Here is a 22941-nt window from a genome sequence, read left to right on the forward strand (position 1 = left end):
ATCGCTTAGCTATAAGCCGGATCAATGCTGTGTTTTAATGCCAATATTTCTTGCCACGTGAACTTGTCTACTGCTGCCGTATTCGTTGTCCCAGTCACCGAAGCTTCGAGTCCTTTGGGTTCCAGGGGAGTACCCGCACCACTGCCTTGCACCAGATATTTTGCTTCGCCGCGTCCCAGCCGTTGGGCAATACGCGCAGCCAAGTAGCCTTCAATATCAACGCCACTGTCTTGCAATAATTCATTGGAAACTTTAATCATTTTTGATGATAACTTTTTTGCGCCCAGGCTTGCCGTGCCAAAGGTAACATCCCCTTCACTGACCGCTGTATTTTCTGCTAGTAGTTCCCCCTCTTCGGCCGTGCCATCTGATGTACTCCACGTAATCGGCTGGCCGTCAGAGGTCATGAGAATTTGTGCGACACTGGCGATCCCACCATACGCTTTCATTGAATCGACGATTTTGTTTAACATCACTTTAGGAACGGTATAGCCGCCCTTGTCGTCGGGTGTTGTACCCTGTGCGCGAAGCTCTCGCAATGCTTGACGTTCTTCTGAACTCATCTCACCCAGCCCGCAACGCAAGAATTTTTCGAATGCCGCTGTGCGCCGTTCACCTTCATGTTCTGGGTTGCTTTTGTCCAAACTTTTGCGCTGTTCGTCGGCCCGTTCATCGACAATAGCCTGATCCAGTTGGCGCAATTCCTCTTCACGGGCAATCTGTTCATCGAGGCTTTGTAATGACGTTTTGGCCTTATTCCACTCTGTACGTTGTTCATCCGTCCAGGCGTTATCGCCAATTTTTTCATTGAGCGCCCGCATATCCGTCGCAATAGTCTGGCGTTTTTGTTGCAGCTCGTGGAGTTTCATCTTGTATCCTTTAAACATTTAATAAAGTCAATAGCCGCTCGCGCGCCATTCGTTGGTTGATGGCGTGTTGCAGCACACCGGTTTCTTTTGCTTCCTGCCAGGCTTTTAGTGATCGGACAGCAGACTCCGTATCCTGATACGCGGGATAGGTGACGGGACTGACATCGAAAAGCCGAGAAAAACGATGGATTTCACGTATTACAATGCCTTCGTCGTCTTCATACCAATGCTCACCATCGTGAGCAACGCGAAATCCAAAGGATGATTGGTCAATATCGCCTCGTCGCATTGGCTCCAGCACCAAATCGCGGATTGTCTGGGTATTGGGTGTACAGATGTCGTACTGCAAACCGCGTTCATCCACCGATAACGCCAGTGTTCCGGCTACCGTACGACCCAAAATAAAATTAGCATCATGATTAAATAACGCTCTGACATCATCATTAAGCACGCCATCAAATGCGTTGGGCTTGATAATCTCTCTAAATCCCCATAATGGCTCTGAGCGACTATTAAAAACAGAGCCATAGCCAATAATTCGTGATGGCTGGGCATCCTGCTGTTCCGCCCTGATTTCTCCGCGGTAACAGCGCGTTTCCCTGTCAAGCATCGGCAATTTCCTCTTTGATTTTTTCTTTTGTCTCTTCATCGGTCGTTAAAGGGATTGGGTTGGCGGCATTGACGCTGACCAGCATCTCATCTAGCCCATCTACCGGATTCATATCTTCAAACGCGCGGGCTTCGTTACGGCTCATCCAGCCGTCGATAATCGCATAGTGATAAAATTGGGCGCGCTCTTGTGGCGTTCCGCGCATCAAGCCAGCAAGATTAAAGCGGACGTAAAAGCCCGCACGTCGTTCAGCGCGGGTAAATAGACGCCGGTTAAGCTCCTGCTCCCAATTAGCTACCCAAGGCATGATGCTGTAACGCACAAAGTGAATGGCTTGTGCAGTGATATTGCTGTAGGTGGCTTTCTCCAAATCGTTAATCATATGCGACGGCAAATTAAAAATACCGGCAATCATGGAACGATTGAGTTTCATCATGTCAATGATTTGTGCATCGACTGGCGAAACGGTCAGCGCCTTGTAATCCAGGTCTGCCGGAAGAAGTAACGTTTTATTCTCCTCACGCCGTAATGCCAACATGGCATTGGTCCATAGCGCCTTTAATCGTAGCCAGCCGTCGTCTTTAATTTCTCCTTTGACTGAAACGATGCCGCTAGGTCGTCCATTAACGGCAAAGAAACTGGCCGTATAGTGTTGGCCACTCATGCCGATGCCAATCGTATCAGCATGTTGCAAAATCGGACTTAACCCCATTTTCTGGTTATTGCCCAGTGCTTGAATGTGGATCATATCGTCCATCGATATCGCAAAATGGCCTTGTTCGTTGTAAACGCCGTAGGTATGGCGTCCTCCCGTATTCATCAGTGTGGTTTCCCACGGCATACAGGCTTCCAGTGATAGCACCTCGCCACGACGAGAGCGTATCACGCGCGTAAAACCATTGCCCCAGCCCAAAATATGCCGTTGAGTTAATTCACGCCACTTGTAACTCGTTTGCCACGTATTTGGCTCATCATGAACCAGATAGAAAGCAGGATGATCGCGGGCAATATCGACGCCTTTATCCGTTTTTCTCATCACATGCAGCGGCATCTGGGCAATATTTGACGCTAGCACGGTGATACAGGAATAGACGGCGGCCAGTTTCAGTGCGGTTTCAGGATTAACGTAAGTCCTTGATCGGAATAGTCCGTCTGTCTCTGCCATCTCGGCAATTATGCCCGTTTTGGGGTTTTCCAGTGGTTCATGGCGGAAAATGGCATCAAGTAGCATGTCTCCTCCTCATGGCGGCTAATAGCGCCCATGCCAGCATGAGAGTACCGGAAAACATCAGTGAACAGGGCAGACCAAATTGCAGGTACACCCCAGCGGAGAGCAAGCCAAAACCGGCCAGACCGAAAATATCAATGATTAAATGTTTCATATAGCTAAGCGATTTAATTTTAGTTACAATATAAAGAACTAATTAGCATGAGGTCACTATGAGTTATTCAGTGGATTTTCGTCAAAAAGTCCTGAGTATTCGAGAGAAAGAAGGACTGAGCATCAGAGCAACGGCGAAGCGTTTTCACGTAGGTACAGATACTCTCAGGCGTTGGCTCAAGCGAATAGAACCGAAACCCTCGGGTCCGCGTCGAGGCAAGATGGATAAAGAGGCGTTTATCAAAGATGTGGCAGAGTATCCAGATAGCTATCAACGGGAACGGGCGGCCCGTTTCGGGGTGTGCCCCAAAGCCATCTGGCAAGCATTGAAAAGATGGGGTCTGACCTATAAAAAAAACTCTGCGTCATCCCAAGGCAAACGAAGAGGCACGACAGGGGTTCCAGGAAAAAATCGCGGGGTATCAAAAGCAGGGTAAATCTCTGGTTTATCTCGATGAGAGCGGCTTTGCTCACGATATGCCCCGCCTCTACGGATACGCTACACGAGGTCAACGCTGTTTTGGGACTCACGATTGGCAGGCTAAGGGCCGCACTAACGTCATTGGTGCCTTATTAGGGGTCACTCTCATCGCGGTGGGCCTCTTTAACTGCTCCATTAACAGCGATGTTTTTTATGCCTGGGTCACTCAGCTGCTCCTACCCGCTCTTCCTCATCCGTGCGTGATGATGATGGATAACGCTTCTTTCCACAAGCGAAAAGATATTCAACACGCCATTCTCAACGCCGGTCATTCTATTGAATATTTGCCTCCTTATTCGCCCGAGTTCAACCCTATTGAGCACACATGGGCTCAAGCTAAAAGAAAAAGAAGAGAACTTCAATGCGACATCAATACCTTGTTTTCAGAACATATTATGTAACTATTCTTATGTCGTTTAGCTATAGCATGAGGAGATCTTCGATAGGATCAAGTGTTGAGAGAAAATCCGTCTTATTGCCGCCATTAACTAATACGCGACTCATCGCGGTAAACAAGGCGACCGGCCCATCTATTTTTGCTTCAGGCGTTGATTTATTGGGAAAAATGTTGTCGTTTTTATCGATTTTTACCGTGATATTCGACATCATCCAGTTCATTAACGGGTTTTGTGTGTGGTGCAAACGTCCGCTATAAACCAGCGCTTCTACCTCTTTCATGGCTTCGGATAAATTTTTCACCGTTTGCGGTACTTCAACCAGCGGCAAGCCCTCTTCCGCAAGCGATAAACTGAACTGGGTCGCACTCCATGGGTCGAAAGCAATTTCTTTCAGACTTTCACCTGACACCCAAGCTTGTAGCGCTTCCTTGATTTGCGCATGGTCGATAACATCCCCCTCTGTTAACGTGAGCCTATCCAGTGCCGCCCACTTACGGTACATTTCCGCCATTTGGCGTGAGCAGCGCGCTAGCCGTCCTTCGGGTAGCCAGAATTTGCCATCGACGTGGATATGCCCCTCATTCGTCCGCCAGACTTTAACCGCCGCACAAATATCAATTTTGTTTGACAGATCAACGCCAACCCACAGTGGATAAGTATTTAATTCATGCTGTGGCGCGATATATTTGCATTTCTCCCACTTGATCATGTCCATCCATGCCGATTCTGCCGTCACCCACCTATTCATATGCTTGGTGAAGAAGTTGACACGTGCAGTTACCTGCTCTTGGGCTTTTTTTGCCAAGCGGCGTAAATCATCCCAGTATTTACAGGTACCCAAGCCGGGATTTGCTTTTAACCAAACATTTTCATCAAACGGATCGTCGTTTTCGTCAAGCGTGTAGATGATTGAAAAAAAAGTGTCATCTTTGATTGCCCCTGCAACGTTGCTATCAAAGCCGCGCAATACCTTAATGGCATAATCTCGCAACTCGTAGCAAATGCCCGCCTTGTTGAATCCTGCCGTTGTAATGCCGAACAGTAGCGATTGCAGACGTGCGCCGGTTGCTGTTTCCAGCACATCCCAAACATCACGGGTCTTGTGAGCATGAAGCTCATCGACTATTCCGCAATGAATATTTAAACCATCGAGACTGTGAGCATCTGAGGATAGCGGTTGAAAGCGAGAGGCCGAATGTTCTTGATAGATAGCCAGCTTATTAAATTCAAAAAAGCGTCCAAGTGTTAACGGCGCTTTTTTAATCATGATCTTGGCATCATCGAATACAATGCGGGCCTGATCTCGCGTCGTTGCGGCGGAATAGACTTCTGCGCCACCTTCGCCGTCCGCCCCCGTCATGTACAGGGCAATACCCGATGAAAGCGTGGACTTGGCGTTCTTTCGCGCCACTTCGTTGTAGGCAGTACGAAAACGCCGTACCATCACAGGCTTGCCGCTGCCGTCAGACTTAAGAACCCTTTCACCTGTTTTCTCGTCAATCAATGGAATAACGAAACCAAAAATATTGATTAGGATAAAGATGTGCCAATCCATCAGTTCAATCGGCTGACCCACAAGGTTGCCTTTGACGTGGGGGATAACTTTATAGAAATTAAGTACATGCTGGGCGCGAGGCCGGCTGAAATAAATGCCGCGCGCTTCGCCGTTTTTCAGGTCATCCAGAAAGCGTAGACAGGCCAAACGGACGTATTGACACGCTAGTATCTCGCCAGACACCACGCGCTCGGCATAGCGGATACCTTCGGCAACCGTTGCCATCAGTCCTCCCTTTTGCTTAACAAGGCCGCGAACGGATCTAGGGTCTCTGCTTCGTTAACATTGACTTTTGAGCGACTCGCGGGCGTCATGCCGAATTCGGCTTGCATCCTGCAAATACGCTTCCACGCATCAGCCATCATGGCCACTTGCGGATGAGGACGGATCATTACGCTGCCATCAGCCGAGGTGGTTTTGTAAGACTCTCCCTCCTGCTCGATAACGTCACGGTGACGTCTCCACTCGATATAAGCACCCACCAACAATTCAAGCGCCATAGCATCAAGCACGGTGAGCACTCCGATACTATCGAGACGCTCGCCCAAAACCTTAAACCAGTATTTTTCCTGCTTGTTGAAATGCTTTGGTGTTGGGGGAATCCCTTTTGTGGGTTGTGGCTCGCTTTTATTGATTGGGCGTTTTGATGGGTTTCCCCTAACCAAACGTAGATGAGTCGGGGTTTTCGGTGGCCCAGACATAATTAGGAACTCCTATTAATCAGGTGGCTAGGGATACTCATAAAAAGGTTTTCTAACCTGCGGCGATGTAAGAAAGGGAGGCCATTCGATCCTAACCTGTTGTTTATATAGTGATTTTACCTCCCCCTCTTATTAATAAAATCATTCTCGTTGACATTCTAGGTTTATTGAATTACATTGTAATTCAATAATAATCAAAACGGAGCTGTTTAAAATGGCTAATCATCTAGTACAAACTCGTATTGACGCAGAGATTAAAGAGGAAGCGGCGGCTGTTCTTGGGGCCATTGGTTTAACAGTATCTGATGCTGTTAGGCTAATGCTTACACGTACAGCTCGTGAAAAAGCGTTGCCTTTTGAACCTCTTGTGCCAAACGAAACGACAATAGCAGCTATGCGTGAAGCCCGCGCCGGAAAGCTGGAAGCCGTTACGCTGGAAAGTATTCAGGCAGAACTAAATGCGGACGATTAAACAGACCAGCCAATTTAAACGAGATTTGAAGCGTGAAAAGACAGGGAGGTACAGGGCAACGCTAAACATGGAATTGATGACGGTTCTTTCAAATCTAGCACAAGACGAACAGTTAGCCTCCCGGTACTTCGACCATGCATTAAAAGGCAAATTAGAAGGTTTCCGCGATTGTCACATAAAACCCGATCTAGTTTTGATTTACGAAAAGCCAGACGATTACACCCTGAGTCTAATACGTCTTGGTTCTCATTCTGAACTAGGAATCTGACCAACGGTCACTATTTTACCTTTTTACAATTAAGGAAAAACAATGTCTGATTACTCGAGGCTTTTTGAAGCTATTAAAAAAACAATTTATGCTGATTATGGTAGTGTGTATCATAACGATTCTAATCGGACTACAACCGATCAAGATGATAAGGCTCAAGTTCATTCATATCTTTATCTTATTCTTGAGATAGTTATTCATGAACATAGGAAAAAATACGCTACTATTTATGAGCCACTCTCAGGCATCAAGGCATTAAAGCATAAACTGTTTACTAAAAACAAAATTGCTATAGATCGTCTGGATGCGCTCGCTCTCGAAGAGATTGTTTTTTCTCTTCTTGAAGACCTAAACCAAGAAAATCTTTCGGTAGAAGCCCAGAACTTTTTAAATAAGATAAAGCTGCCTCAATATTTTGAGAGCATCGATTGGAATCGTAAAATAAATTGGACTCTTGGTTCAGGTAAAGACTATCTGAAAAATTCAGATTAGAGGGTTCTTTGAATATGCTAAGTTTTTTAACCAATTCTTCGGTGTCATTTTCTATTTTGTGTAATGACGATGCTCTATCACGTAATTTTTTAGCTTCATTTTCTAACCACGCTACTAAATTATATAGATTAAGATTACCAGCATAAATAAAAGGTTTGTTACCGTAGGGCAATAATTTTTGCTCTACGTTTTCTTTATTCTTTTCCATCATTTATCCTTTTTTCGGTTGATAGTTAAATCGTTCCTGTGCCGTCTTGACTTTATGACAAGCATGACAAATCGCTTGCAAATTGGTCTCGTCATCTGTGCCGCCAAACGCCTTTGCTTTAATATGGTCAACGGCTTTAGCTTCGGTAGCGAGCCCTTGTCGTAGGCACGTTTGGCAAAGGTACTTATCACGCTTAAGAATTTTAGCTCGAAGGATTTCCCAAGCACGGCCATAGCCCTGTTGCTGCCGCGTTCTACCGCGTTGGTGCTGAACCCAGCCTTCGTGGCGGTGGGTTTCGCAGTAGCCGGAACTCGCGATTGTCGTTCCGCCGCAACCGTGTTTACGGCAGGGTCTAGGAATTCGGCTTGGCATTTTGATTATTCTGGTTAAAGAATGTCTTTAATTCGTTCTGGAGATCGTTGAGAGATTCAGGATTAATTTTGAAAGCATGCGATTTTCTTGATTGAACCTTGTCATTTTCGCTATATTTTTCTATAGGAAAAGTTTTCACATAATTTATTCTTGAAGTAGGTATAAAACATTCTATTCGATCAACTGTTGTAAAGTTCAAGAAATCATTATTTATTACTGGCTCACATATTGATATATACTCTTCTTGAGTATCGTTTTCTTTAAAAGAAACCTGTATTGCATAAGAGTCAATTGACCTGAATCTTGCCATAATTACTTATTCCGCTTTATAATTTACCCAACATCTTAATGGTGCGAGCATGTCTTTTCTGTATTCTAGACAAAGCCTTCATAAAAGGATCTTTGGCATTTTTAACAACTTCAATATCGTCATCTTCACTTGGCGATTCAGGCAGCAGCATCCAGTGGCTAGCACTGCAAGTTTTCTGAATACCTTGGCAACAATCTCCATAGTGGAAGTTGCAATTTCCTAAATAAGTACCCACCAATTGAATATTTTTGTCTTTTTTATAAATAAGCACTTTGCTATTTAATTCCGGCATCCGATCTTTGATGCAAATCCAATCCATGCTCATTTATCTTGCTCTGAACTATCTGAATAAACTTTTATCGTAATGCTTTCTTGTCGCGCTAATGCTGCCCATTTATTATACTCTCGGGCTAGATGATAGATCTCGGAATAGATATCTCTCGTTTCTCTTGCTAGCTCCTCAACAGCATCAATGACTTTTTGATTAATACTGAGTTTTGGTTTATTGCTATCAAGGTAATGCGGGGTAAAACCCAACTCATGCAGGTGTGATACCGGCTCCCTAAGCGATGCAATACGAGCGTGAATTTCATTATTTAAAAAAACACAGCGGCCTAGTGCTTCATAATCTGGTTTATTATTTTCTTTCATTTAATTTATTCCTTTTTAAATCTTTTGATATTGCAGCTAAACAGACGTGCTGCACATAGTCCTGCAAGCCATTTATTTGCTCTTCTGCGATTTCGATTCGTCGTCTGAGGGTGAAATAATTTCGTTGAGCGGCGTCAGTAGGTCTGGAGCGGGTTGCATCATCCAGGCTGGAGGCGGGGCTACCGGTTGGCATTGCTGGGCAGGTGGCATTGACCTGCAACCGGCGACGACTAGTAGCCACATCGCGCTCAAGCTGGGTAATAAGTTTCTTATCATGTTCAAGTGCTTTGGTGTGTTGTGTATCCAGCGCTGAGATGGTCTGCATTTGATGGCTTAACTGCTCAAATGCAACCTGTTGTTTTTCCCTATCAGATACAGCAATCTTTCGTGCTTTCTCAGCGTCGTAATACAGTGTCCGATAATACAAGGTTACACCTAGTACCGAGACAATAAGTCCAGCTACAATAGGGAATTGCCAACGCATCATGCTGCCAACCTGTGTTGCTCTTCAATCAATGGTTGGCGATGATTTTTGTCGAATATCCCCATTAACGTAGATTTACGCTGCTCAAAGTCCCATCCCATAGCAATGAATACCGTGTTAGCGCGTTGTAGTTCGGTAATGCAGTGGATTTGTTCTGGTGTCAGATAGTCTCGGATAGATTCTTTCTTCCCGATGTCGTGATAGACACGGAACTTGGCCGCAGTCATATCAAGCGCGATACGGTTAATCAAATCGGCTTCGTTGCTGAAGTGATGAGGAGCTATCGTCTTTCCCTGTGCTTCGCGTTCATGCTTAATAGCATCGGTCATTGGCTTGTATTCGAGGCGGGAGGTATTGCGATTAATTTCCGCCAATGCCTTTTTTCTTTTAGCTTCGACAAAAGAGTTATAAACTTGAATCTCAAATTTAGGCTCAATCCATGCCGCATAGCGGATAGCAACGAGTTCAATTCCCCAAGAGCCAGGATTTTTACCACCATTGATCGTCCTAACCGGTGCGACAATCGTCGCACTGGCTAATTCTTGAACAAATCGGGTGATTTGACGGCTTTTTAGAAATTCGCCGGGTCGTTGTGATTCTTTTGCTCTGCCACCTGCAACAGCTGATTTATGCAAATCATTAAGATTGTATCGGCCTTCACTATCTACACGAACATTGACACTATTGAGTATAATGGTTAGATGTTTCATCACTATTTCCTTTTGGTGATAGAGCCTTGTGTCCAAGAATAGCCAGCCCATGAGTAGGCGCGATGTTTGCCACCGACTACCCTCAAGGCTCTATCCCAAAAGGCTCATGGTTAATATGCATCGGACATAATGCGGAGAGTGGTTTAAAGAAAACTGCTTGATTATTTTTTGACGCAAATCGCTTTGGCGTTGATGTCCTTAAAAGTCTCAAATTCCTGTTCAAACCTTTTTGCGGCAAATTGACACCTATTTTCAGTGTCAAACTCTTGTGTATGAAGGCTAGCTACGTTACTGGATGAGTAAGGACTGGCATACATAGCCAGGATTAATATCCACATGGAGTCCTCCTCGTTATCTTTTGATTTGAGGCTGATACCTTCCAGCCCAGACTTTGGCCGCATGTAAACAATCTGAAAAGATCTTGCCCTTTGCGCTGGCTGCATTACGGCGATAATGTTCCACTGCAATATCTGCACTAATTCTGGCTACAGATTGCTCGTAACCCTGCTTAACAAGTTCAGTTACCACATGATTTTCAATGAATTCTATGTTGTTCATAATGACCGCTACTGTGCTTCCTTAAAAAGTTAACAACAATTGAGCTTCTTCAATTAAACCCTTAACCTTCTTCGTATGTGCTGCCTTAATATTTTTCCATTCACTCAATCCGGTACCGAATAAGCTAGCAATCGCCTTATCAGTTTTTAATTCAGCACATGCTGTATTAAGTTCCTGCATGATGCTGCGTTTACGAGGATTGACAACTTGCCCTTTAGTCCAATATTCATAGAGTACGTCATCACACTCCTCTTGGTACTGAACGACTTTGTCACGGATTTCATGCTTGACCTTGTTGGGGTTAATTGTTTGAAGCCAACCAGCAAGTTTCCGAAGCGGAAGGCAAAGCATCTTTCGTGTTCTACCGTCTTCTGCAACCATTGTGATTTCCGCAATGGTTGTATTAAATCGTTGTTTTAACTTTGTAAATTGAGATGCCCAATCCATCTCCATGCCCTCAACAATAGGTTTCATCGGGGCATACGGTTCTCCGTTGTGGTTAACGATATACAGTGCGTTGCCATGAAAAGGAACAGTGATTGTTTGCATAGTGCTTATCCTTACTTAGGTAATGAACCTTTGGCGCATAGGAAGTCAGCCCGTCGAAGGCAGCACTAGCCAGCTGCTTCCTCAAAGGCTCATTCCTAAACAAGGTTCGACATGTGATTGGTGATTAGTGCATGCGTGGCACCGATGGAAAAAACCTTGAACGATAACCAAGGCTCATTGAGTTGGATTGATTAGTGCATTTGGATTTAAACAAAGCTCCCGTTCTACCTCCCTGCGGTTAATCAGCCCGTTTGATACCTTTCCTTCATCGTATTTCCATCGGCGCATCTGGTCACAAGCGCCTTGAATATCTCCGGCGTTCAACTTTTTAAGCAGCGTTGAATTGGCAAATGCCCCACTGCCGATATTGTAAACAAATGAAGTCAAGGCGGCTTTCTGCAAATCGGTAAGCTGAACAGTGACATAACGTTCAACGGCAGAGCGTGCTACCTGAAAATCCTGCGTCATCAACGCGGTGCATTCCTCTTCGCTATAAATTTCCCCTGGCGTAACGTCCTTGCCGGTATGACCGTGACAGACAGTGAGTACGCCGCCGCCATCACGATAGGGCTTATCGCGTTTACCTTCGTGCCACTGCACCAAGACGGCAGCAAGTGCTAATACGCCGCCTGCCGTTGCAACCACAAGGCGTTTTTTAAGTTGGTTATTCATTGAGATTTCTCGTTCGATAACGATATTCCTTGTGTCGGTAATACCAGTTCAGCCCAACGGTCAGCACTGAACAGATAATACCCGTCACCAGCGCCCATTCACTAAGCGATAGCGCACCGCATAGAAACGTCGTCGCGCTGGCACCATAGGCAGTGCCCGTTGTGTATTTTTCAATGTTATTCATGATTTTTTTGCTTGTAGGTGTAGGTGTTTAAGAGGAGCGGGAAGTGTTTTTAATACCCAGGGCGTTCAGAACATCGCTTAATGGCATTAATGCAGATATTCTGCTTTTCTATCGAAGAAGTTGCAGATATAGCTAAACGACATAAGAATAGTTACATAATATGTTCTGAAAACAAGGTATTGATGTCGCATTGAAGTTCTCTTCTTTTTCTTTTAGCTTGAGCCCATGTGTGCTCAATAGGGTTGAACTCGGGCGAATAAGGAGGCAAATATTCAATAGAATGACCGGCGTTGAGAATGGCGTGTTGAATATCTTTTCGCTTGTGGAAAGAAGCGTTATCCATCATCATCACGCACGGATGAGGAAGAGCGGGTAGGAGCAGCTGAGTGACCCAGGCATAAAAAACATCGCTGTTAATGGAGCAGTTAAAGAGGCCCACCGCGATGAGAGTGACCCCTAATAAGGCACCAATGACGTTAGTGCGGCCCTTAGCCTGCCAATCGTGAGTCCCAAAACAGCGTTGACCTCGTGTAGCGTATCCGTAGAGGCGGGGCATATCGTGAGCAAAGCCGCTCTCATCGAGATAAACCAGAGATTTACCCTGCTTTTGATACCCCGCGATTTTTTCCTGGAACCCCTGTCGTGCCTCTTCGTTTGCCTTGGGATGACGCAGAGTTTTTTTTATAGGTCAGACCCCATCTTTTCAATGCTTGCCAGATGGCTTTGGGGCACACCCCGAAACGGGCCGCCCGTTCCCGTTGATAGCTATCTGGATACTCTGCCACATCTTTGATAAACGCCTCTTTATCCATCTTGCCTCGACGCGGACCCGAGGGTTTCGGTTCTATTCGCTTGAGCCAACGCCTGAGAGTATCTGTACCTACGTGAAAACGCTTCGCCGTTGCTCTGATGCTCAGTCCTTCTTTCTCTCGAATACTCAGGACTTTTTGACGAAAATCCACTGAATAACTCATAGTGACCTCATGCTAATTAGTTCTTTATATTGTAACTAAAATTAAATCGCTTAGCTATACGTCTGTTTCACCACCTCGTGCTTCACTCGGCGACCACAGTTTCGTGCCAAGTAAAGCTGGGGTATAACCCGTGGTAGCCATTTCTGGAAAACAAATAAAATCCGCCTTGTTATCGGCGGCTTTTTGACATAATGATTTAATATGAAAAAGATTCTTTTCTTTATCACCCAAAATGGCACTAATTTGGGACAATGCTATCTTTAGCATTAAGATAACCTCTTCACTTATTTATATTGTACAAAAGGATATACAACATGAACGACAAAAACCATACCTTTAGTCGAGTACCCCAAACAGAAAGAGTTAGCTTACTGACAACAACTCTAGTTAGAACAGGGATGACTACTGCTTTAGCGCAATTTATGTTGGGTGCAACCCTTGGAAATTCAATGACATTTACCCAAGCCATGTTAGCGACTTTTTTGGGAAGTCTGCTGTTACAAATAGTGAGCTTTGGAGTTGGCTTCGCAGGTACAAAAGAAGGATTGTCGACCTCACTTTTAGCAAGATGGTGCGGATTTGGCCGTTACGGTTCAGCGCTAGTTGGAATGGCAATTGTTATTAGTTGTCTGGGTTGGTTTGGTGTACAAAATTCTATTTTGGCTGAAGGAATTGTCTATGGATTAAACGAAAAAATCAGTTTTGAAATTGCCGCATTAATATCAGGATGTTTGCTTACCCTACTCGTTGTCATAGGATTTATCGGTTTGAGTTGGACTGCAAAATTAACATTACCTATTTTTTCCCTTGTGATGGCATGGATATTTTTTGATACGTTAAGGGGTAATAATATGGCCGATCTCATTCTATCTTTGCCTCAAGGTCAATCTATGACGATTGGCGCAGGAGCCACAATGGTAGCAGGGGGAGCAATAGTCGGTGCATTAATTACACCTGACATTACAAGATATTGCAAAAATGGGCGTCATGTTTTTTGGATGATAACAATTTCTTATATTATCGGTGAGTTTATTGTCAATGGCATTGCCATACTGGTTGCGCATGCATTGAACACTGCTGATGTTGTGACGATAATGACCCAAAGTGCAGGATGGTTAGGGCTAATATCTGTCATTCTTTCTGCCGTAAAAGTAAATGATACCGCCCTTTATTCTTCATCGCTTGCAGTAATAAATATTATCGAAACAATTTTCAACAATAAATATTCTTATAAAGTTATTACGCTTTTATTAGGTATAATAGGTACATTACTTTCTGCCATTGGAATAATGAAACAATTTGTTAGTTTTCTTATTTTGCTTGGTATCGTTTTTCCACCTATTGCAGGTATCATGATGGTAGATTACTATATTTTAAAAACAAATAGAGCCTCACTTGAAGTAAGTAGAAAAACAGGAAAGCTACCAGAATCAACAATTCCAATTAGTTGGTCGAGTATTTTTTCTTGGTTACTAGGTAGTGGTATTGGTTTTACAATTGATTGGGGAATTCCTTCGTTAAATTCTTTATTAGTGGCTAGTGCAGTTTACTGGATAACTAAGATTAGTTTTAAAAAAGTAAGATAAAAAATAACTCCTATGAGCGAGTTTAATCTTTATTAAAAAATAATTTAACCAATCTTTCTACAGATGTTTAAAGCCTATCATGTTTTATAATCAATCCAATTAAATTTGGAGCTACCTTTATTTAATAAAAATCCAGACTCTATTTATTGAAAATACCAAAACCCTTGATTAATCAGCAAAGTTAACTGTGCCAAAAAATCATCATCTTTGATGAATTTTATGAGCAGGAGACCATCAATCGTCCTGTTTCGTGCCAGAATATTCCACGCGGCGGCATAATCTGAGTCAATCGATTCGCCGTTGACAAAATAGCGGTTGCCGATGTGTAACATACGTAGCCCCATTAACCGGTGCAATGGATTTCCCTGTTGCAATAGGGTCTGAACTTGTGAAACGGAGTACACCTGGGTCTCCGGTGCCTTCGGTAACTCATAGGCGGTTTGAGACATATTTTGAACAAACCAGGTGTCCAGATGGTCTCTTTTCTGGAGTAAGAATTGACTCATCATGTCTTGGAGGGCCGTGATGTCTTGAGGCAGAATTTCGGTGGGATCTTCCCGAAGAAGTAAATCGGGCGAGGGGGCATACTCGATGCCTCGATGATGCTCATCTGAAAGCGACTCAGTCCAATTCCTTATCATGCGAAGACAGTTGTCTGTCCAGAAATTCAGGCAGCAACCCATGACCACTTCGGACGAAATGCCTTCATGGGGAAATTCCTTTAGGGTATACAACACATCCCCGGAAATCAACTCTTCATTAATGATGGGCTCAAAAAAGTCGTTCTTATTATAGTGCTCAAGCGATAACAATTGATGCCATACACGCCATCGGCTACGTCCCATTCATTGTATCACTAACAAATCAGACGGTTTAGTCTGAGGGCCAATCCCACCGCCGGGGACTGAAAAAAACACCGTCAGCTCTTCTTTGACCCAATCGGGGAAAACACGAAACAAAGACAGGAATTCTTCGGCGGGTTCTGTGCCAATGGTGAATCGCTTCCACCCGTAGTGACCAGTTTCGTTGGCCTAATGAGGCATACCCATTAAAAGATTGATGCACTAATTGACATTTTCTGTGACGCCTTTGAATGAGTTGGTATTCGAGGTTTTTTTCTGTCAACAGTTTTTCCAGCGCTTCAGGCGGAACCGGATTCATAAAATCAGAAATCGATTTTTTTAATAATACAGGATGTTTTTGCCAGTGGTGGTGTAAAAAATCTTCCCAGTTGATGATGAGATGCATGTACTACAATCTCCCTGTTGATAATAAAAATGAATAAAACACTCCTACCATCAAAGTTTTTTTGACGACATCGTATTTCATTTAAAATGATGATATCAAATAAAACATTGATTGGTATTTCTTATTATATTGATATTTTTATTATTTTTACGACAGAAAAAGAGGAGGGAGAGTCTGTTGCAGTCAATTCAACAAGACGGAGAACCGCCGTTGTCACAGACTCATATCCAGTAGCTGACTGGTCGGACTCAAGAATTTTTGTGGAATATAGTGATCGTAACCTTTATGACGGCAGTACTCACTGAACTGAGATAAAGAGTGAGCCCCTGCTTTACGATAAATGACCTGTAATTTATTTTCACTGTACGGTGTGACAACCCCAGATGAAGGGCAATGAGCTTGCTACTCATATTTTGTAATACACAGAAGATGACCTCGAGTTCCTTTTCGGTAAATACGTTTTCTGGCGGATTTGGATTAAACGTTAAGAACATACCTTAAGATACCTGAATAAGAATTTTTGGTATTTGAACGTATTAAATATTGCTGCAATAATTAATATATAGTAAAAAATAAATAATCGGAGAAAGACAGTATGTCTACTGTTGTTAATACAGTTTTTAGTCAAAACCGGATTTTTACTCATATAAGTGATAAACAACTAAACCGAATATTAAAATCGAATTCGTTGGAAAAAACTGAATTTATGAGCCTTATAGATAAATTATTTGATCGCTTCTTTCGTAACCCTCAAAACGCGAAACAATTTTAAAATTGTATGAGCAAATATCATGGCCAGATTTTCAAACATTCAAATACCCGACGGATTGTAAAGTGGCGTTGCGATTTGATAATCTTCACCAATTAACCAACGAAGAATACCAAAACGAATTTAAGACTCGGATAAAAATCAATGACAGCAGGAACTAGTGCGAATATTCATTTTCATTCACAATCGGTAGAGATGTCATTTTTCGGTTGTGTCGCATTAATGGGAAAATATAAACCGAAAGGGATGTGGCTTATTTTTTAGGCAGTCAGAAAATAAAATTTTTCTGCAGGGGATAATTTTGGTTCTATCGCATTAAGGATTTTTAAATTGCTATAACCACATTATATTGTGGTTTTATCTCTAAGATAACACCGCATAATGTGATTGGTTAAGCTGAATTTTTCTTAATATGACAAAACCGTTTTATCTACACCCCCCGACGGATAATGGCTTAAGTCTATTCCGACCTGTAATAATGCCTGAATTTCTGAGTTTATCAGTTCACTCAATTGCTTGATGTTTTCGGGATTGCCAACCACGAATTCTTCTTTTCCTAAATCATTTCTTAATGTAACAACCACGTCCTCCATGAGAAAGCTGTACTTATAGATTGTAGAAATCAATATTCGGTCTTCTTCGTTTTGACCTACTTCTTCTGCTGCCAGCTCAACGACACCTCGTAAACGTTGCCCAAATTGCCCCTCCATATTTTCAAGCATTTTTTCTTTATCACCAGCTGATAGAAAACTCCAAAGCTGGCTTAATACGCCACGAGCACAATCTCGGTAGGCTCCTTGATCAAGCTGCTGTTTCGGATCATTTTTATGGATTGATGACCATACAATATCAACTTCGTCTTTAATAAGACGAAGGTGTTCAAGGAATAAACCGGCATCTGGAGTATCACTCATCAGGCCCGTTATTTTGAAATTTAAAGCCAGTTCTCTGATAACTTTTAAATTACTCATCATGTCCTTATCAGAAGGGTATTTCTTAACATGTTCATAAGCTAATGGATATTTTTTATTATTTTCTAATATATAATTATCTATTTCTTCGAGTAATTTAGGAGCAGCATTAATTTTAAAATTATTAATCGTATCATGAAACTGTTTTGCATGGATTTTCTGTGTGCGGGTTCTTATTTCGTTAATTGATTGAGAAAACTGATAGACCCACTCATCTGCCGTTCCTATTACGCTTGTCATATTAAGCCCATTAATTGAATCTAACGAAGAACGTTGTTGGGCATAATAATCGAAACACTTCATTTGAAATGAAGTCCATTCTTGTGCCAAACCCTGATAAATCGCCATTTTTTGTTTGACTGACTCATCCAATAAATGCAGACCGACTCTCCGTTGATTTGCTGAAGAAATACCTTCTAATTTATTTTGCTCGCGATCATATTTTACTTTACCTATAACAGTATTTTTTTCTAAAATCTCACTATCATTGGTGAGTTCTCTTTTTTTGATAGCAGAAATATCATCTTCAGTGTTTCCATAGACTACTTTAAATTCATCTATCACATCTTCAATTGAAAAAGAAAAAGTATAAGTTCCGTCTTCGTTATCGGCAATATCAGCCCAAAATTTATCTTGATGACCAGGGCAAGCCATTTTTTTGAGCTGGTAAAAAGCAGACACTTTTTTGAATGCCGATTCAGTATCAGATTTATCATTGTGGTGTGTTAAATCATACAGTTTACCCAGCGCTTCAATTGTGTTAGTTCCGCAAAACCAATCTTTAATTTTTTCCCATATCTCAATACGAGTCGCCTCTTCTTTTGAAGAGCTTTTAATCGCGTTCTGAATGTATTTGTTTCTAATCGCTCTATGAGGTGAAAGGTAAAGATTAGACATAATATTACTCCCTTCTTTTTTATTTAAAGCTGTTTTACCCAAAATCTGACTATTACCATAATTATTTACATCCTCCTTGACTTAAAAGGATTAGGTATCTATCACATCCTTCAAACCCGAAATCACGTTATTCAAAAGTTGTGTTAGTTCTATCACTCCGTATTATGACAACAACCCAAAAGAGTTCGACATAATCGAAAAAAAAGAAGATGGCTGGAGTCATTTCTCTTTTTTAATTAAAAATCATTTTAAATTCTAAATCCATGTAAAAACTACTATAAATAAGCAAAAACTTTTAAGTTTTTTAAATGAAATGAAATTTTTAATAAGAAAAGTTAAGGAAGTCAAGGGCTACGCATGAAAAATTGAGTGTTTAAAAATCAAAGTGTTTTGGGGATATCAGGCAGGGCTGTGAACTTCATTTGGCCATGCCTTACAAGAGTTAATTTGATAAATGACTGTCATCTTACTAGAAATGATCAATGACAGTCATGATAGAAGTGGTTTGTCAGTATTTTTGCCAAGAGATATTAGTAAGGCGGGCCTACTCGATATTCTTTGTAGTCACGGGGCGAATAATATTTAGGGCGAAGTACAAATGAAGCTTGATTTATATGCTAACAATATTTTAAAAGCCGAATTGAAAGCCCGTGGTCAAGTCGCAGGGTTTGCGTCTGAAGAAGAGAATATCGTTATTTTTGAAGGTGAACGAGCTGAAAAAGCCAGATATGTTGTACTGATGGATCCTTTAGATGGCTCGTCCAATATTGATGTCAATGTTTCTGTGGGCAGTATTTTTTCAATTTATCGCCGTATAACTCCCATAGGTCAGTCTCAGAAAAAGATTTTTTACAACGATTCCCAATCGGATATGAGATTTCTTCTGAAACTAAACTACTCACTGCTTGAGCGGCGAGGAGTTTAGTTGATGGTTAAAATTTCCAGCTCATCCCTAGTGAGGCATTCCAGGGGGATTCAACATGCTTCCCTTTTTTATATCCCGCTGTCGCACTGATATTCCATGTCTGGCTTATATTTGCGGATAAACCCAAAGAATACACCCCTGTGATGCCACTTAAGTCGTTGTCAAAAGAATCACGCTGATTAATCCGAACCCGGTTGTTTTTAATGAACTCCCGCTCAGCGCCCACATCTACCCAAGGGGTCACTGAAACATCTTTGATTCTCGTTTGATAGAGGGCCCTTAAACCGACTTTGCCAAGCACTGAACGCTGGGCGAAAATATCTCCCTTCATTCCGTTTGAAAGTGAGAGGCTCGAACGGGTTGTTCTTAATCCACTCAAACTGAGGTATGGGGTGAATGTCATCTCTCCTGCGACCATATCTTTCCCTCCTCGAATACTTGCTCCCAACGCCAAGGTGCTGAAATCCCCGAATGCATCCGCTCCACCGGTCATTTTTCCACGAATCTCATGCGAGAACCGGTTTGCTTTCAGAATGCTATCGAGCCAGAAACCTGAGTCATGATAATAAGCCGCATACGTGCCCGCCGACCAGGAACTCACGTTCCCACCGCCTATTGCTTTTCCCCTGAAATTCAGTTTGGCATCACCATGCGTGAAGAACAGGCCCTGCGTTGTGTAAGCACTGCGCCCCAGGCGCATGGTGAGGTCCGCACCTAGCGATATCCCATTTAATTTCAACCCGTAACCTTCTCCTGCTTTTTGAATGATGTTATGGCGTTCATTCATGACTTTGACCCATACAGCAGACTCAGTTTTTGCCTGACGTGTGGATGACATTCTTTCCTGAATCTGGGCCATCTCACTGTGATAAATCAATGGGCCCACTGTAGACATCGATAAAACCGCCGCTGTTGAAGGGGTGATTGAGGGAATATCAGGCGCCCGATTTGTGCGAGATACATTTGTTGGCGGAGAAAGTAACCGATTAGGGGGGACTTTTTTTGTCTCCGTTTCTCCAGATACCGGGGTTAAAACCGCCCCTTTTTCTTCAGAAACAGACGGCGTCACAGGCACTTCTGGTTTGAGCTCAGGCGCTTTCGGAACCAAGATGCCGGGTTGAACGGGATGCTCAGTCTCCTGCGGCAACAAAGTGTCACCCGATATCGGCCTTGAGGCCGCTACGGTTTCCGTCGCTGAGGTAATTACAGAGGTTTTTGGCGGCGACTCTGACTCCGGCTGCGGTTTTTCGGTAGGTTGAGGTTGATGAGACACCAATGACCAGCCTCGTTTGTGGTTATCGGGCACCAGATGATACTGGTACGTTCCTACGTCTACCACCTGGCCTGGATTAGTAAGGGTGAACTCAGCCTCACCGCCTCCCGTCTGGATGATTTTAAGTCTATCTTCTGCTTTGGGGCTTTTACCGCTGTCAGTCACCCTGACGCCAAAATAGCCATTGGCTTCTCCTCTGACGTGCAGAAGATTGCCTTTGTGTCCCGCTATATCGGTATTCATCCAGAAGGTTCCTGTTCCATTCAGCGTCTCCACAGAAAGTATGGAATCATTTTTGGATGATACGCCATCGACGGAATAGTCAAAATAAAAATGTCCCTGATTCATGGATACCTTTCCGAATCTTGATACCTTTCCGGGATCCGGGTCATTGTCCAAATTAACACGGCCGGAGAGATTCAGATTGGCTTCACGTGTGTCCAACTTACCGTTATTGATAATATCGAGTTGCCCGCGCTCGCCGACGGTCACATCCCCTTTCAGCGTTGATGACAGACGCTCAAATCCTAAAATCATTTGACCATTATCTAGATTAGCTCCGTTAACTGTCCCTTTGCGGATGTAGGCAGTCGCTTCATTGCCGAGTGTCAGATTATTTGATTGAGCTGTGGTCGAGTGAGCGTCTCCAAGTGTATAGGTTCCGCTATTAACAACAGTACCGATATCCGTGCCGCTGTCATTTAACATCCTGCCGCCGCCATTCACAACAGTCGCTTCGGCCCGCCCCCCGTCTTTGATATTCAGACTCCCGCCTGTCATCTGGGTTCTTTTGAAAATGCCCCCTTCTCCTACCTCAATGCTCCCCCCTTTCATGGTTGTATCACTGGCTTCTGATTGAACAACACTAAGTAATCCCCCTTCAATCGTGCTTTCTGTTATTTTCCCTGAGGACAATATAAGCTGCCCTAATTGCCCTAATTGCCCTAATTGTCCTATATATGCATGCGAAAAATGTGGATTGTCTCTTGAGGCCGCAGCCACATCACCGCTAATTTTCAGGTTATTTATTCGTGCTTTCCCCATAAATACCCCTGTGGCACCATGAGTGATTTCCCCTCCCTCGACTATTACGCCATCATCATTACCAGAGATATCAAATCGCCCGTTCTCATAAACGTTGATGTTATCTACAGTGCCGGATTGAGCAATAAAAAAACCGCCTTTATAGACTTTACCGTCCTTGAATATGCCTTGATTTTTTAATGTCGCTATACCCTTATCTTTTATTACGGTATTCTCTGCGGTTCCCCCAAAGATGATCTGATTCCCCGTATTTTCTACAGTGATATTGTTTGTATATCCTCCACTGAATACATCTTGCTGAGCCCAGTTTGGTGGAGAATAATTTTGGCTGTCACCCCTCAGTATCGTATCCGTTACCGTGCCGAACACTATCTGATAATTGTGATTCAACCCGTCCCATTCCTGCGGTGCCACAATTTCGCCAGATACCGTGGTTCCTTCAGCCACTGTTTCGGTAAAAGAAGCCTGTGTATTTCCAGTGAATATCACTATGAGAATGTGAACTATTTTTGTTAAGATAGTTTTGGTCGTTTTCATTGGTTTTGTTTCCTTTAGACAGTAATAAAAGTAAATGAAGCGACTGGCGTGGAGTGCTACAACACTCCACGCACCTGCCTGGTTGCGTTTTTTCTGAACACGAATCAACAATGTTGATAACCATTACAAAGGGATCTCCTCTTTCCATCTTCTTTTTGCGATGGGGGGTTCTTTCCTTGGCCTGATTTTACGGCGAAAAAAATTACTGGGGTGACTGTTTTCTAAACCAGTCCCCACAAACTTGTTATTATTTGAGTTTTTCTATATCGAAGCCGTAAAAAGTGTTAGATCCAAGTGCTCTGAAGTGAGAGTTAGTGGCTTTGATCCAATACCCTCTTTTTTCGTGGGAAGGTCTGAATACGTCGGCACCAATCTATTCTTTGCCCTCTCTGAAATATCAAAACCATGCTAAATAAATTAATACTAAACTAAAGACCTATGTTTTATAGATCCTAATGATGTTACATATTTTTTAATTACATTTCATTATTTTATTTTTATCATTCTCATGAGGACTCACCCTCCTGTTCAACTTCTTTATGGGTTAATGCGCGGCTCTTCTCTGTGTCTGCTTGTGAGCTCACCGGCTCTCTGCTCAGTGAAGGGGTCTCTTCGTCCACGACATTGTTTAACTTCCTCCTCTTTTTAAGGGGTAATTTTTTACTCTCATTGTCGTCACATGGGCGTCTGTTGAAATATCTCTCGACTGAGACTTGTCTGTGGGTCCTTTCTAGAGGGTGCGATGTAGAGGCAGATATCTTTTGTGAATGGGGCATTCTCCTCTTGGGATAC

At 43.0% G+C, this 22941-nt stretch carries 31 protein-coding genes and 2 pseudogenes; 8 read left to right on the forward strand and 25 right to left on the reverse strand.

The window, feature by feature from the left end; all coding sequences use genetic code 11:
• Positions 1-11 precede the first annotated feature (11 nt).
• The 4 genes and pseudogenes from HDEF_RS06495 to HDEF_RS13905 all read right to left on the reverse strand — a co-directional run.
• Positions 12-869, reverse strand: a pseudogene (locus HDEF_RS06495) (phage major capsid protein); the annotation flags it as partial.
• A 10-nt stretch (positions 870-879) separates the two neighbouring features.
• Complete coding sequence (locus HDEF_RS06500; protein ID WP_015873843.1) at positions 880-1479, reverse strand: HK97 family phage prohead protease; 600 nt, start codon at positions 1477-1479, stop codon at positions 880-882.
• Positions 1472-2710 (reverse strand): phage portal protein, encoded by a 1239-nt coding sequence (locus tag HDEF_RS06505; protein WP_015873844.1) that lies wholly within the window; start codon positions 2708-2710, stop codon positions 1472-1474. Before HDEF_RS06505 ends, HDEF_RS06500 begins: the two co-directional genes overlap by 8 nt.
• Positions 2700-2861 (reverse strand): hypothetical protein, encoded by a 162-nt coding sequence (locus tag HDEF_RS13905; RefSeq protein ID WP_015873845.1) that lies wholly within the window; start codon positions 2859-2861, stop codon positions 2700-2702. The genes HDEF_RS06505 and HDEF_RS13905 overlap by 11 nt, the downstream gene beginning before the upstream one ends.
• 58 nt (positions 2862-2919) lie before the next feature.
• On the opposite strand from HDEF_RS13905, the gene HDEF_RS06510 reads away from it, so the two are divergent.
• Entirely contained in the window at positions 2920-3297 is a 378-nt protein-coding gene (locus tag HDEF_RS06510) for an IS630 transposase-related protein (RefSeq protein WP_012737971.1), read from the forward strand.
• The gene (locus HDEF_RS06515) at positions 3221-3742 is read left to right on the forward strand and encodes an IS630 family transposase (protein ID WP_302476659.1); all 522 of its coding nucleotides are present in this window, start codon (positions 3221-3223) and stop codon (positions 3740-3742) included. Before HDEF_RS06510 ends, HDEF_RS06515 begins: the two co-directional genes overlap by 77 nt.
• A gap of 19 nt (positions 3743-3761) precedes the next feature.
• Here HDEF_RS06515 and HDEF_RS06520 read toward each other — a convergent pair whose 3' ends face one another.
• Together HDEF_RS06520 and HDEF_RS06525 are read right to left on the reverse strand one after the other, a co-directional pair.
• On the reverse strand, positions 3762-5519 hold the full coding sequence (locus tag HDEF_RS06520; RefSeq protein WP_015873846.1) for a terminase large subunit: 1758 nt from the start codon (positions 5517-5519) through the stop codon (positions 3762-3764).
• Positions 5519-5995 carry a phage terminase small subunit P27 family gene (locus HDEF_RS06525; protein ID WP_015873847.1) on the reverse strand — a complete coding sequence of 159 codons (477 nt, stop codon included), beginning with the start codon at positions 5993-5995 and terminating at the stop codon, positions 5519-5521. Before HDEF_RS06525 ends, HDEF_RS06520 begins: the two co-directional genes overlap by 1 nt.
• A 214-nt stretch (positions 5996-6209) precedes the next feature.
• Between HDEF_RS06525 and HDEF_RS06530 the strand changes: the two genes are divergently transcribed.
• From HDEF_RS06530 to HDEF_RS13800, 3 genes are read left to right on the forward strand one after another with little or no spacing between them, the layout of a single operon-like run.
• Positions 6210-6467: a type II toxin-antitoxin system RelB/DinJ family antitoxin gene (locus HDEF_RS06530; protein ID WP_015873848.1), complete on the forward strand. Its 258-nt coding sequence runs from the start codon at positions 6210-6212 to the stop codon at positions 6465-6467.
• Positions 6454-6735 carry a type II toxin-antitoxin system YafQ family toxin gene (locus HDEF_RS06535; protein ID WP_015873849.1) on the forward strand — a complete coding sequence of 94 codons (282 nt, stop codon included), beginning with the start codon at positions 6454-6456 and terminating at the stop codon, positions 6733-6735. Before HDEF_RS06530 ends, HDEF_RS06535 begins: the two co-directional genes overlap by 14 nt.
• Before the next feature lie 42 nt (positions 6736-6777).
• Complete coding sequence (locus tag HDEF_RS13800) at positions 6778-7227, forward strand: ECs1072 family phage-associated protein (RefSeq protein ID WP_015873850.1); 450 nt, start codon at positions 6778-6780, stop codon at positions 7225-7227.
• A gap of 211 nt (positions 7228-7438) precedes the next feature.
• On the opposite strand, the gene HDEF_RS06545 is transcribed toward HDEF_RS13800, so the two are convergent.
• The 13 genes from HDEF_RS06545 to HDEF_RS06600 form a co-directional block, all read right to left on the reverse strand.
• Entirely contained in the window at positions 7439-7807 is a 369-nt protein-coding gene (locus HDEF_RS06545) for an HNH endonuclease (protein WP_015873852.1), read from the reverse strand.
• A gap of 326 nt (positions 7808-8133) precedes the next feature.
• Positions 8134-8436: a DUF551 domain-containing protein gene (locus HDEF_RS06555; RefSeq protein ID WP_044612345.1), complete on the reverse strand. Its 303-nt coding sequence runs from the start codon at positions 8434-8436 to the stop codon at positions 8134-8136.
• Between the two features lie 2 nt (positions 8437-8438).
• Positions 8439-8768, reverse strand: coding sequence for a hypothetical protein (locus HDEF_RS06560; RefSeq protein ID WP_015873855.1), 330 nt, complete (start codon positions 8766-8768; stop codon positions 8439-8441).
• On the reverse strand, positions 8755-9255 hold the full coding sequence (locus HDEF_RS06565; RefSeq protein ID WP_234809367.1) for a lysis protein: 501 nt from the start codon (positions 9253-9255) through the stop codon (positions 8755-8757). The genes HDEF_RS06560 and HDEF_RS06565 overlap by 14 nt, the downstream gene beginning before the upstream one ends.
• On the reverse strand, positions 9252-9962 hold the full coding sequence (locus HDEF_RS06570) for a KilA-N domain-containing protein (protein ID WP_015873857.1): 711 nt from the start codon (positions 9960-9962) through the stop codon (positions 9252-9254). Before HDEF_RS06570 ends, HDEF_RS06565 begins: the two co-directional genes overlap by 4 nt.
• A gap of 161 nt (positions 9963-10123) precedes the next feature.
• Complete coding sequence (locus HDEF_RS12570) at positions 10124-10300, reverse strand: hypothetical protein (RefSeq protein ID WP_171770477.1); 177 nt, start codon at positions 10298-10300, stop codon at positions 10124-10126.
• Between the two features lie 13 nt (positions 10301-10313).
• The gene (locus HDEF_RS06575; protein WP_015873858.1) at positions 10314-10520 is read right to left on the reverse strand and encodes a hypothetical protein; all 207 of its coding nucleotides are present in this window, start codon (positions 10518-10520) and stop codon (positions 10314-10316) included.
• 21 nt (positions 10521-10541) lie between these two features.
• Positions 10542-11069 (reverse strand): phage antirepressor N-terminal domain-containing protein, encoded by a 528-nt coding sequence (locus tag HDEF_RS06580; protein WP_015873859.1) that lies wholly within the window; start codon positions 11067-11069, stop codon positions 10542-10544.
• A gap of 174 nt (positions 11070-11243) precedes the next feature.
• Positions 11244-11741: a lysozyme gene (locus HDEF_RS06585; protein ID WP_015873860.1), complete on the reverse strand. Its 498-nt coding sequence runs from the start codon at positions 11739-11741 to the stop codon at positions 11244-11246.
• Entirely contained in the window at positions 11734-11925 is a 192-nt protein-coding gene (locus HDEF_RS11630; protein ID WP_015873861.1) for a phage holin family protein, read from the reverse strand. The genes HDEF_RS06585 and HDEF_RS11630 overlap by 8 nt, the downstream gene beginning before the upstream one ends.
• 151 nt (positions 11926-12076) lie before the next feature.
• On the reverse strand, positions 12077-12610 hold the full coding sequence (locus HDEF_RS06590; protein WP_086934965.1) for an IS630 family transposase: 534 nt from the start codon (positions 12608-12610) through the stop codon (positions 12077-12079).
• The gene (locus HDEF_RS06595) at positions 12522-12899 is read right to left on the reverse strand and encodes an IS630 transposase-related protein (RefSeq protein ID WP_012737971.1); all 378 of its coding nucleotides are present in this window, start codon (positions 12897-12899) and stop codon (positions 12522-12524) included. The genes HDEF_RS06590 and HDEF_RS06595 overlap by 89 nt, the downstream gene beginning before the upstream one ends.
• A 54-nt stretch (positions 12900-12953) precedes the next feature.
• Positions 12954-13166 (reverse strand): nitrilase-related carbon-nitrogen hydrolase, encoded by a 213-nt coding sequence (locus HDEF_RS06600; protein ID WP_015873862.1) that lies wholly within the window; start codon positions 13164-13166, stop codon positions 12954-12956.
• A gap of 47 nt (positions 13167-13213) precedes the next feature.
• On the opposite strand from HDEF_RS06600, the gene HDEF_RS06605 reads away from it, so the two are divergent.
• A complete protein-coding gene (locus HDEF_RS06605) occupies positions 13214-14485 on the forward strand; it encodes a purine-cytosine permease family protein (protein ID WP_015873863.1) in 1272 nt (423 codons plus the stop codon).
• 143 nt (positions 14486-14628) lie between these two features.
• Here HDEF_RS06605 and HDEF_RS13270 read toward each other — a convergent pair whose 3' ends face one another.
• On the reverse strand, positions 14629-15330 hold the full coding sequence (locus HDEF_RS13270) for a winged helix domain-containing protein (protein ID WP_234809368.1): 702 nt from the start codon (positions 15328-15330) through the stop codon (positions 14629-14631).
• A gap of 28 nt (positions 15331-15358) precedes the next feature.
• The gene (locus HDEF_RS13275) at positions 15359-15733 is read right to left on the reverse strand and encodes a cupin domain-containing protein (protein WP_234809369.1); all 375 of its coding nucleotides are present in this window, start codon (positions 15731-15733) and stop codon (positions 15359-15361) included.
• Positions 15734-15819: 86 nt separating this feature from the next.
• On the opposite strand from HDEF_RS13275, the gene HDEF_RS13910 reads away from it, so the two are divergent.
• Positions 15820-16038, forward strand: coding sequence for a hypothetical protein (locus HDEF_RS13910; protein WP_193432930.1), 219 nt, complete (start codon positions 15820-15822; stop codon positions 16036-16038).
• Here the strand turns inward: HDEF_RS13910 and HDEF_RS13280 are convergent.
• On the reverse strand, positions 15982-16227 hold the full coding sequence (locus HDEF_RS13280; protein WP_320408658.1) for a helix-turn-helix transcriptional regulator: 246 nt from the start codon (positions 16225-16227) through the stop codon (positions 15982-15984). The genes HDEF_RS13910 and HDEF_RS13280 overlap by 57 nt on opposite strands.
• Before the next feature lie 682 nt (positions 16228-16909).
• A complete protein-coding gene (locus HDEF_RS06615) occupies positions 16910-18412 on the reverse strand; it encodes a hypothetical protein (RefSeq protein ID WP_015873794.1) in 1503 nt (500 codons plus the stop codon).
• Between the two features lie 481 nt (positions 18413-18893).
• Between HDEF_RS06615 and HDEF_RS11640 the strand changes: the two are divergent.
• Positions 18894-19202 (forward strand): annotated as a pseudogene (locus HDEF_RS11640) (class 1 fructose-bisphosphatase); the annotation flags it as partial.
• Positions 19203-19302: 100 nt separating this feature from the next.
• Here HDEF_RS11640 and HDEF_RS06625 read toward each other — a convergent pair.
• The gene (locus HDEF_RS06625) at positions 19303-22149 is read right to left on the reverse strand and encodes an autotransporter outer membrane beta-barrel domain-containing protein (protein ID WP_044612347.1); all 2847 of its coding nucleotides are present in this window, start codon (positions 22147-22149) and stop codon (positions 19303-19305) included.
• 506 nt (positions 22150-22655) lie between these two features.
• Positions 22656-22925, reverse strand: coding sequence for a hypothetical protein (locus tag HDEF_RS06630; RefSeq protein WP_044612348.1), 270 nt, complete (start codon positions 22923-22925; stop codon positions 22656-22658).
• Positions 22926-22941 lie beyond the last annotated feature (16 nt).

The organism is Candidatus Hamiltonella defensa 5AT (Acyrthosiphon pisum), assembly GCF_000021705.1.
Taxonomy (GTDB): Bacteria; Pseudomonadota; Gammaproteobacteria; order Enterobacterales; family Enterobacteriaceae; genus Hamiltonella; species Hamiltonella defendens.

Bases quoted from the DNA above. Each gene is read 5' to 3' on its own strand.
- HDEF_RS06500 (WP_015873843.1), bottom strand. From the start codon at position 1,479: ATGCTTGACAGGGAAACGCGCTGTTACCGCGGAGAAATCAGGGCGGAA.
- HDEF_RS06505 (WP_015873844.1), bottom strand. From the start codon at position 2,710: ATGCTACTTGATGCCATTTTCCGCCATGAACCACTGGAAAACCCCAAA.
- HDEF_RS13905 (WP_015873845.1), bottom strand. From the start codon at position 2,861: ATGAAACATTTAATCATTGATATTTTCGGTCTGGCCGGTTTTGGCTTG.
- HDEF_RS06510 (WP_012737971.1), top strand. From the start codon at position 2,920: ATGAGTTATTCAGTGGATTTTCGTCAAAAAGTCCTGAGTATTCGAGAG.
- HDEF_RS06520 (WP_015873846.1), bottom strand. From the start codon at position 5,519: ATGGCAACGGTTGCCGAAGGTATCCGCTATGCCGAGCGCGTGGTGTCT.
- HDEF_RS06525 (WP_015873847.1), bottom strand. From the start codon at position 5,995: ATGTCTGGGCCACCGAAAACCCCGACTCATCTACGTTTGGTTAGGGGA.
- HDEF_RS06530 (WP_015873848.1), top strand. From the start codon at position 6,210: ATGGCTAATCATCTAGTACAAACTCGTATTGACGCAGAGATTAAAGAG.
- HDEF_RS06535 (WP_015873849.1), top strand. From the start codon at position 6,454: ATGCGGACGATTAAACAGACCAGCCAATTTAAACGAGATTTGAAGCGT.
- HDEF_RS13800 (WP_015873850.1), top strand. From the start codon at position 6,778: ATGTCTGATTACTCGAGGCTTTTTGAAGCTATTAAAAAAACAATTTAT.
- HDEF_RS06545 (WP_015873852.1), bottom strand. From the start codon at position 7,807: ATGCCAAGCCGAATTCCTAGACCCTGCCGTAAACACGGTTGCGGCGGA.
- HDEF_RS06555 (WP_044612345.1), bottom strand. From the start codon at position 8,436: ATGGATTGGATTTGCATCAAAGATCGGATGCCGGAATTAAATAGCAAA.
- HDEF_RS06560 (WP_015873855.1), bottom strand. From the start codon at position 8,768: ATGAAAGAAAATAATAAACCAGATTATGAAGCACTAGGCCGCTGTGTT.
- HDEF_RS06565 (WP_234809367.1), bottom strand. From the start codon at position 9,255: ATGATGCGTTGGCAATTCCCTATTGTAGCTGGACTTATTGTCTCGGTA.
- HDEF_RS06570 (WP_015873857.1), bottom strand. From the start codon at position 9,962: ATGAAACATCTAACCATTATACTCAATAGTGTCAATGTTCGTGTAGAT.
- HDEF_RS12570 (WP_171770477.1), bottom strand. From the start codon at position 10,300: ATGTGGATATTAATCCTGGCTATGTATGCCAGTCCTTACTCATCCAGT.
- HDEF_RS06575 (WP_015873858.1), bottom strand. From the start codon at position 10,520: ATGAACAACATAGAATTCATTGAAAATCATGTGGTAACTGAACTTGTT.
- HDEF_RS06580 (WP_015873859.1), bottom strand. From the start codon at position 11,069: ATGCAAACAATCACTGTTCCTTTTCATGGCAACGCACTGTATATCGTT.
- HDEF_RS06585 (WP_015873860.1), bottom strand. From the start codon at position 11,741: ATGAATAACCAACTTAAAAAACGCCTTGTGGTTGCAACGGCAGGCGGC.
- HDEF_RS11630 (WP_015873861.1), bottom strand. From the start codon at position 11,925: ATGAATAACATTGAAAAATACACAACGGGCACTGCCTATGGTGCCAGC.
- HDEF_RS06595 (WP_012737971.1), bottom strand. From the start codon at position 12,899: ATGAGTTATTCAGTGGATTTTCGTCAAAAAGTCCTGAGTATTCGAGAG.
- HDEF_RS06600 (WP_015873862.1), bottom strand. From the start codon at position 13,166: ATGCTAAAGATAGCATTGTCCCAAATTAGTGCCATTTTGGGTGATAAA.
- HDEF_RS06605 (WP_015873863.1), top strand. From the start codon at position 13,214: ATGAACGACAAAAACCATACCTTTAGTCGAGTACCCCAAACAGAAAGA.
- HDEF_RS13270 (WP_234809368.1), bottom strand. From the start codon at position 15,330: ATGGGACGTAGCCGATGGCGTGTATGGCATCAATTGTTATCGCTTGAG.
- HDEF_RS13275 (WP_234809369.1), bottom strand. From the start codon at position 15,733: ATGCATCTCATCATCAACTGGGAAGATTTTTTACACCACCACTGGCAA.
- HDEF_RS13910 (WP_193432930.1), top strand. From the start codon at position 15,820: ATGATGATATCAAATAAAACATTGATTGGTATTTCTTATTATATTGAT.
- HDEF_RS13280 (WP_320408658.1), bottom strand. From the start codon at position 16,227: ATGTTCTTAACGTTTAATCCAAATCCGCCAGAAAACGTATTTACCGAA.
- HDEF_RS06625 (WP_044612347.1), bottom strand. From the start codon at position 22,149: ATGAAAACGACCAAAACTATCTTAACAAAAATAGTTCACATTCTCATA.
- HDEF_RS06630 (WP_044612348.1), bottom strand. From the start codon at position 22,925: ATGCCCCATTCACAAAAGATATCTGCCTCTACATCGCACCCTCTAGAA.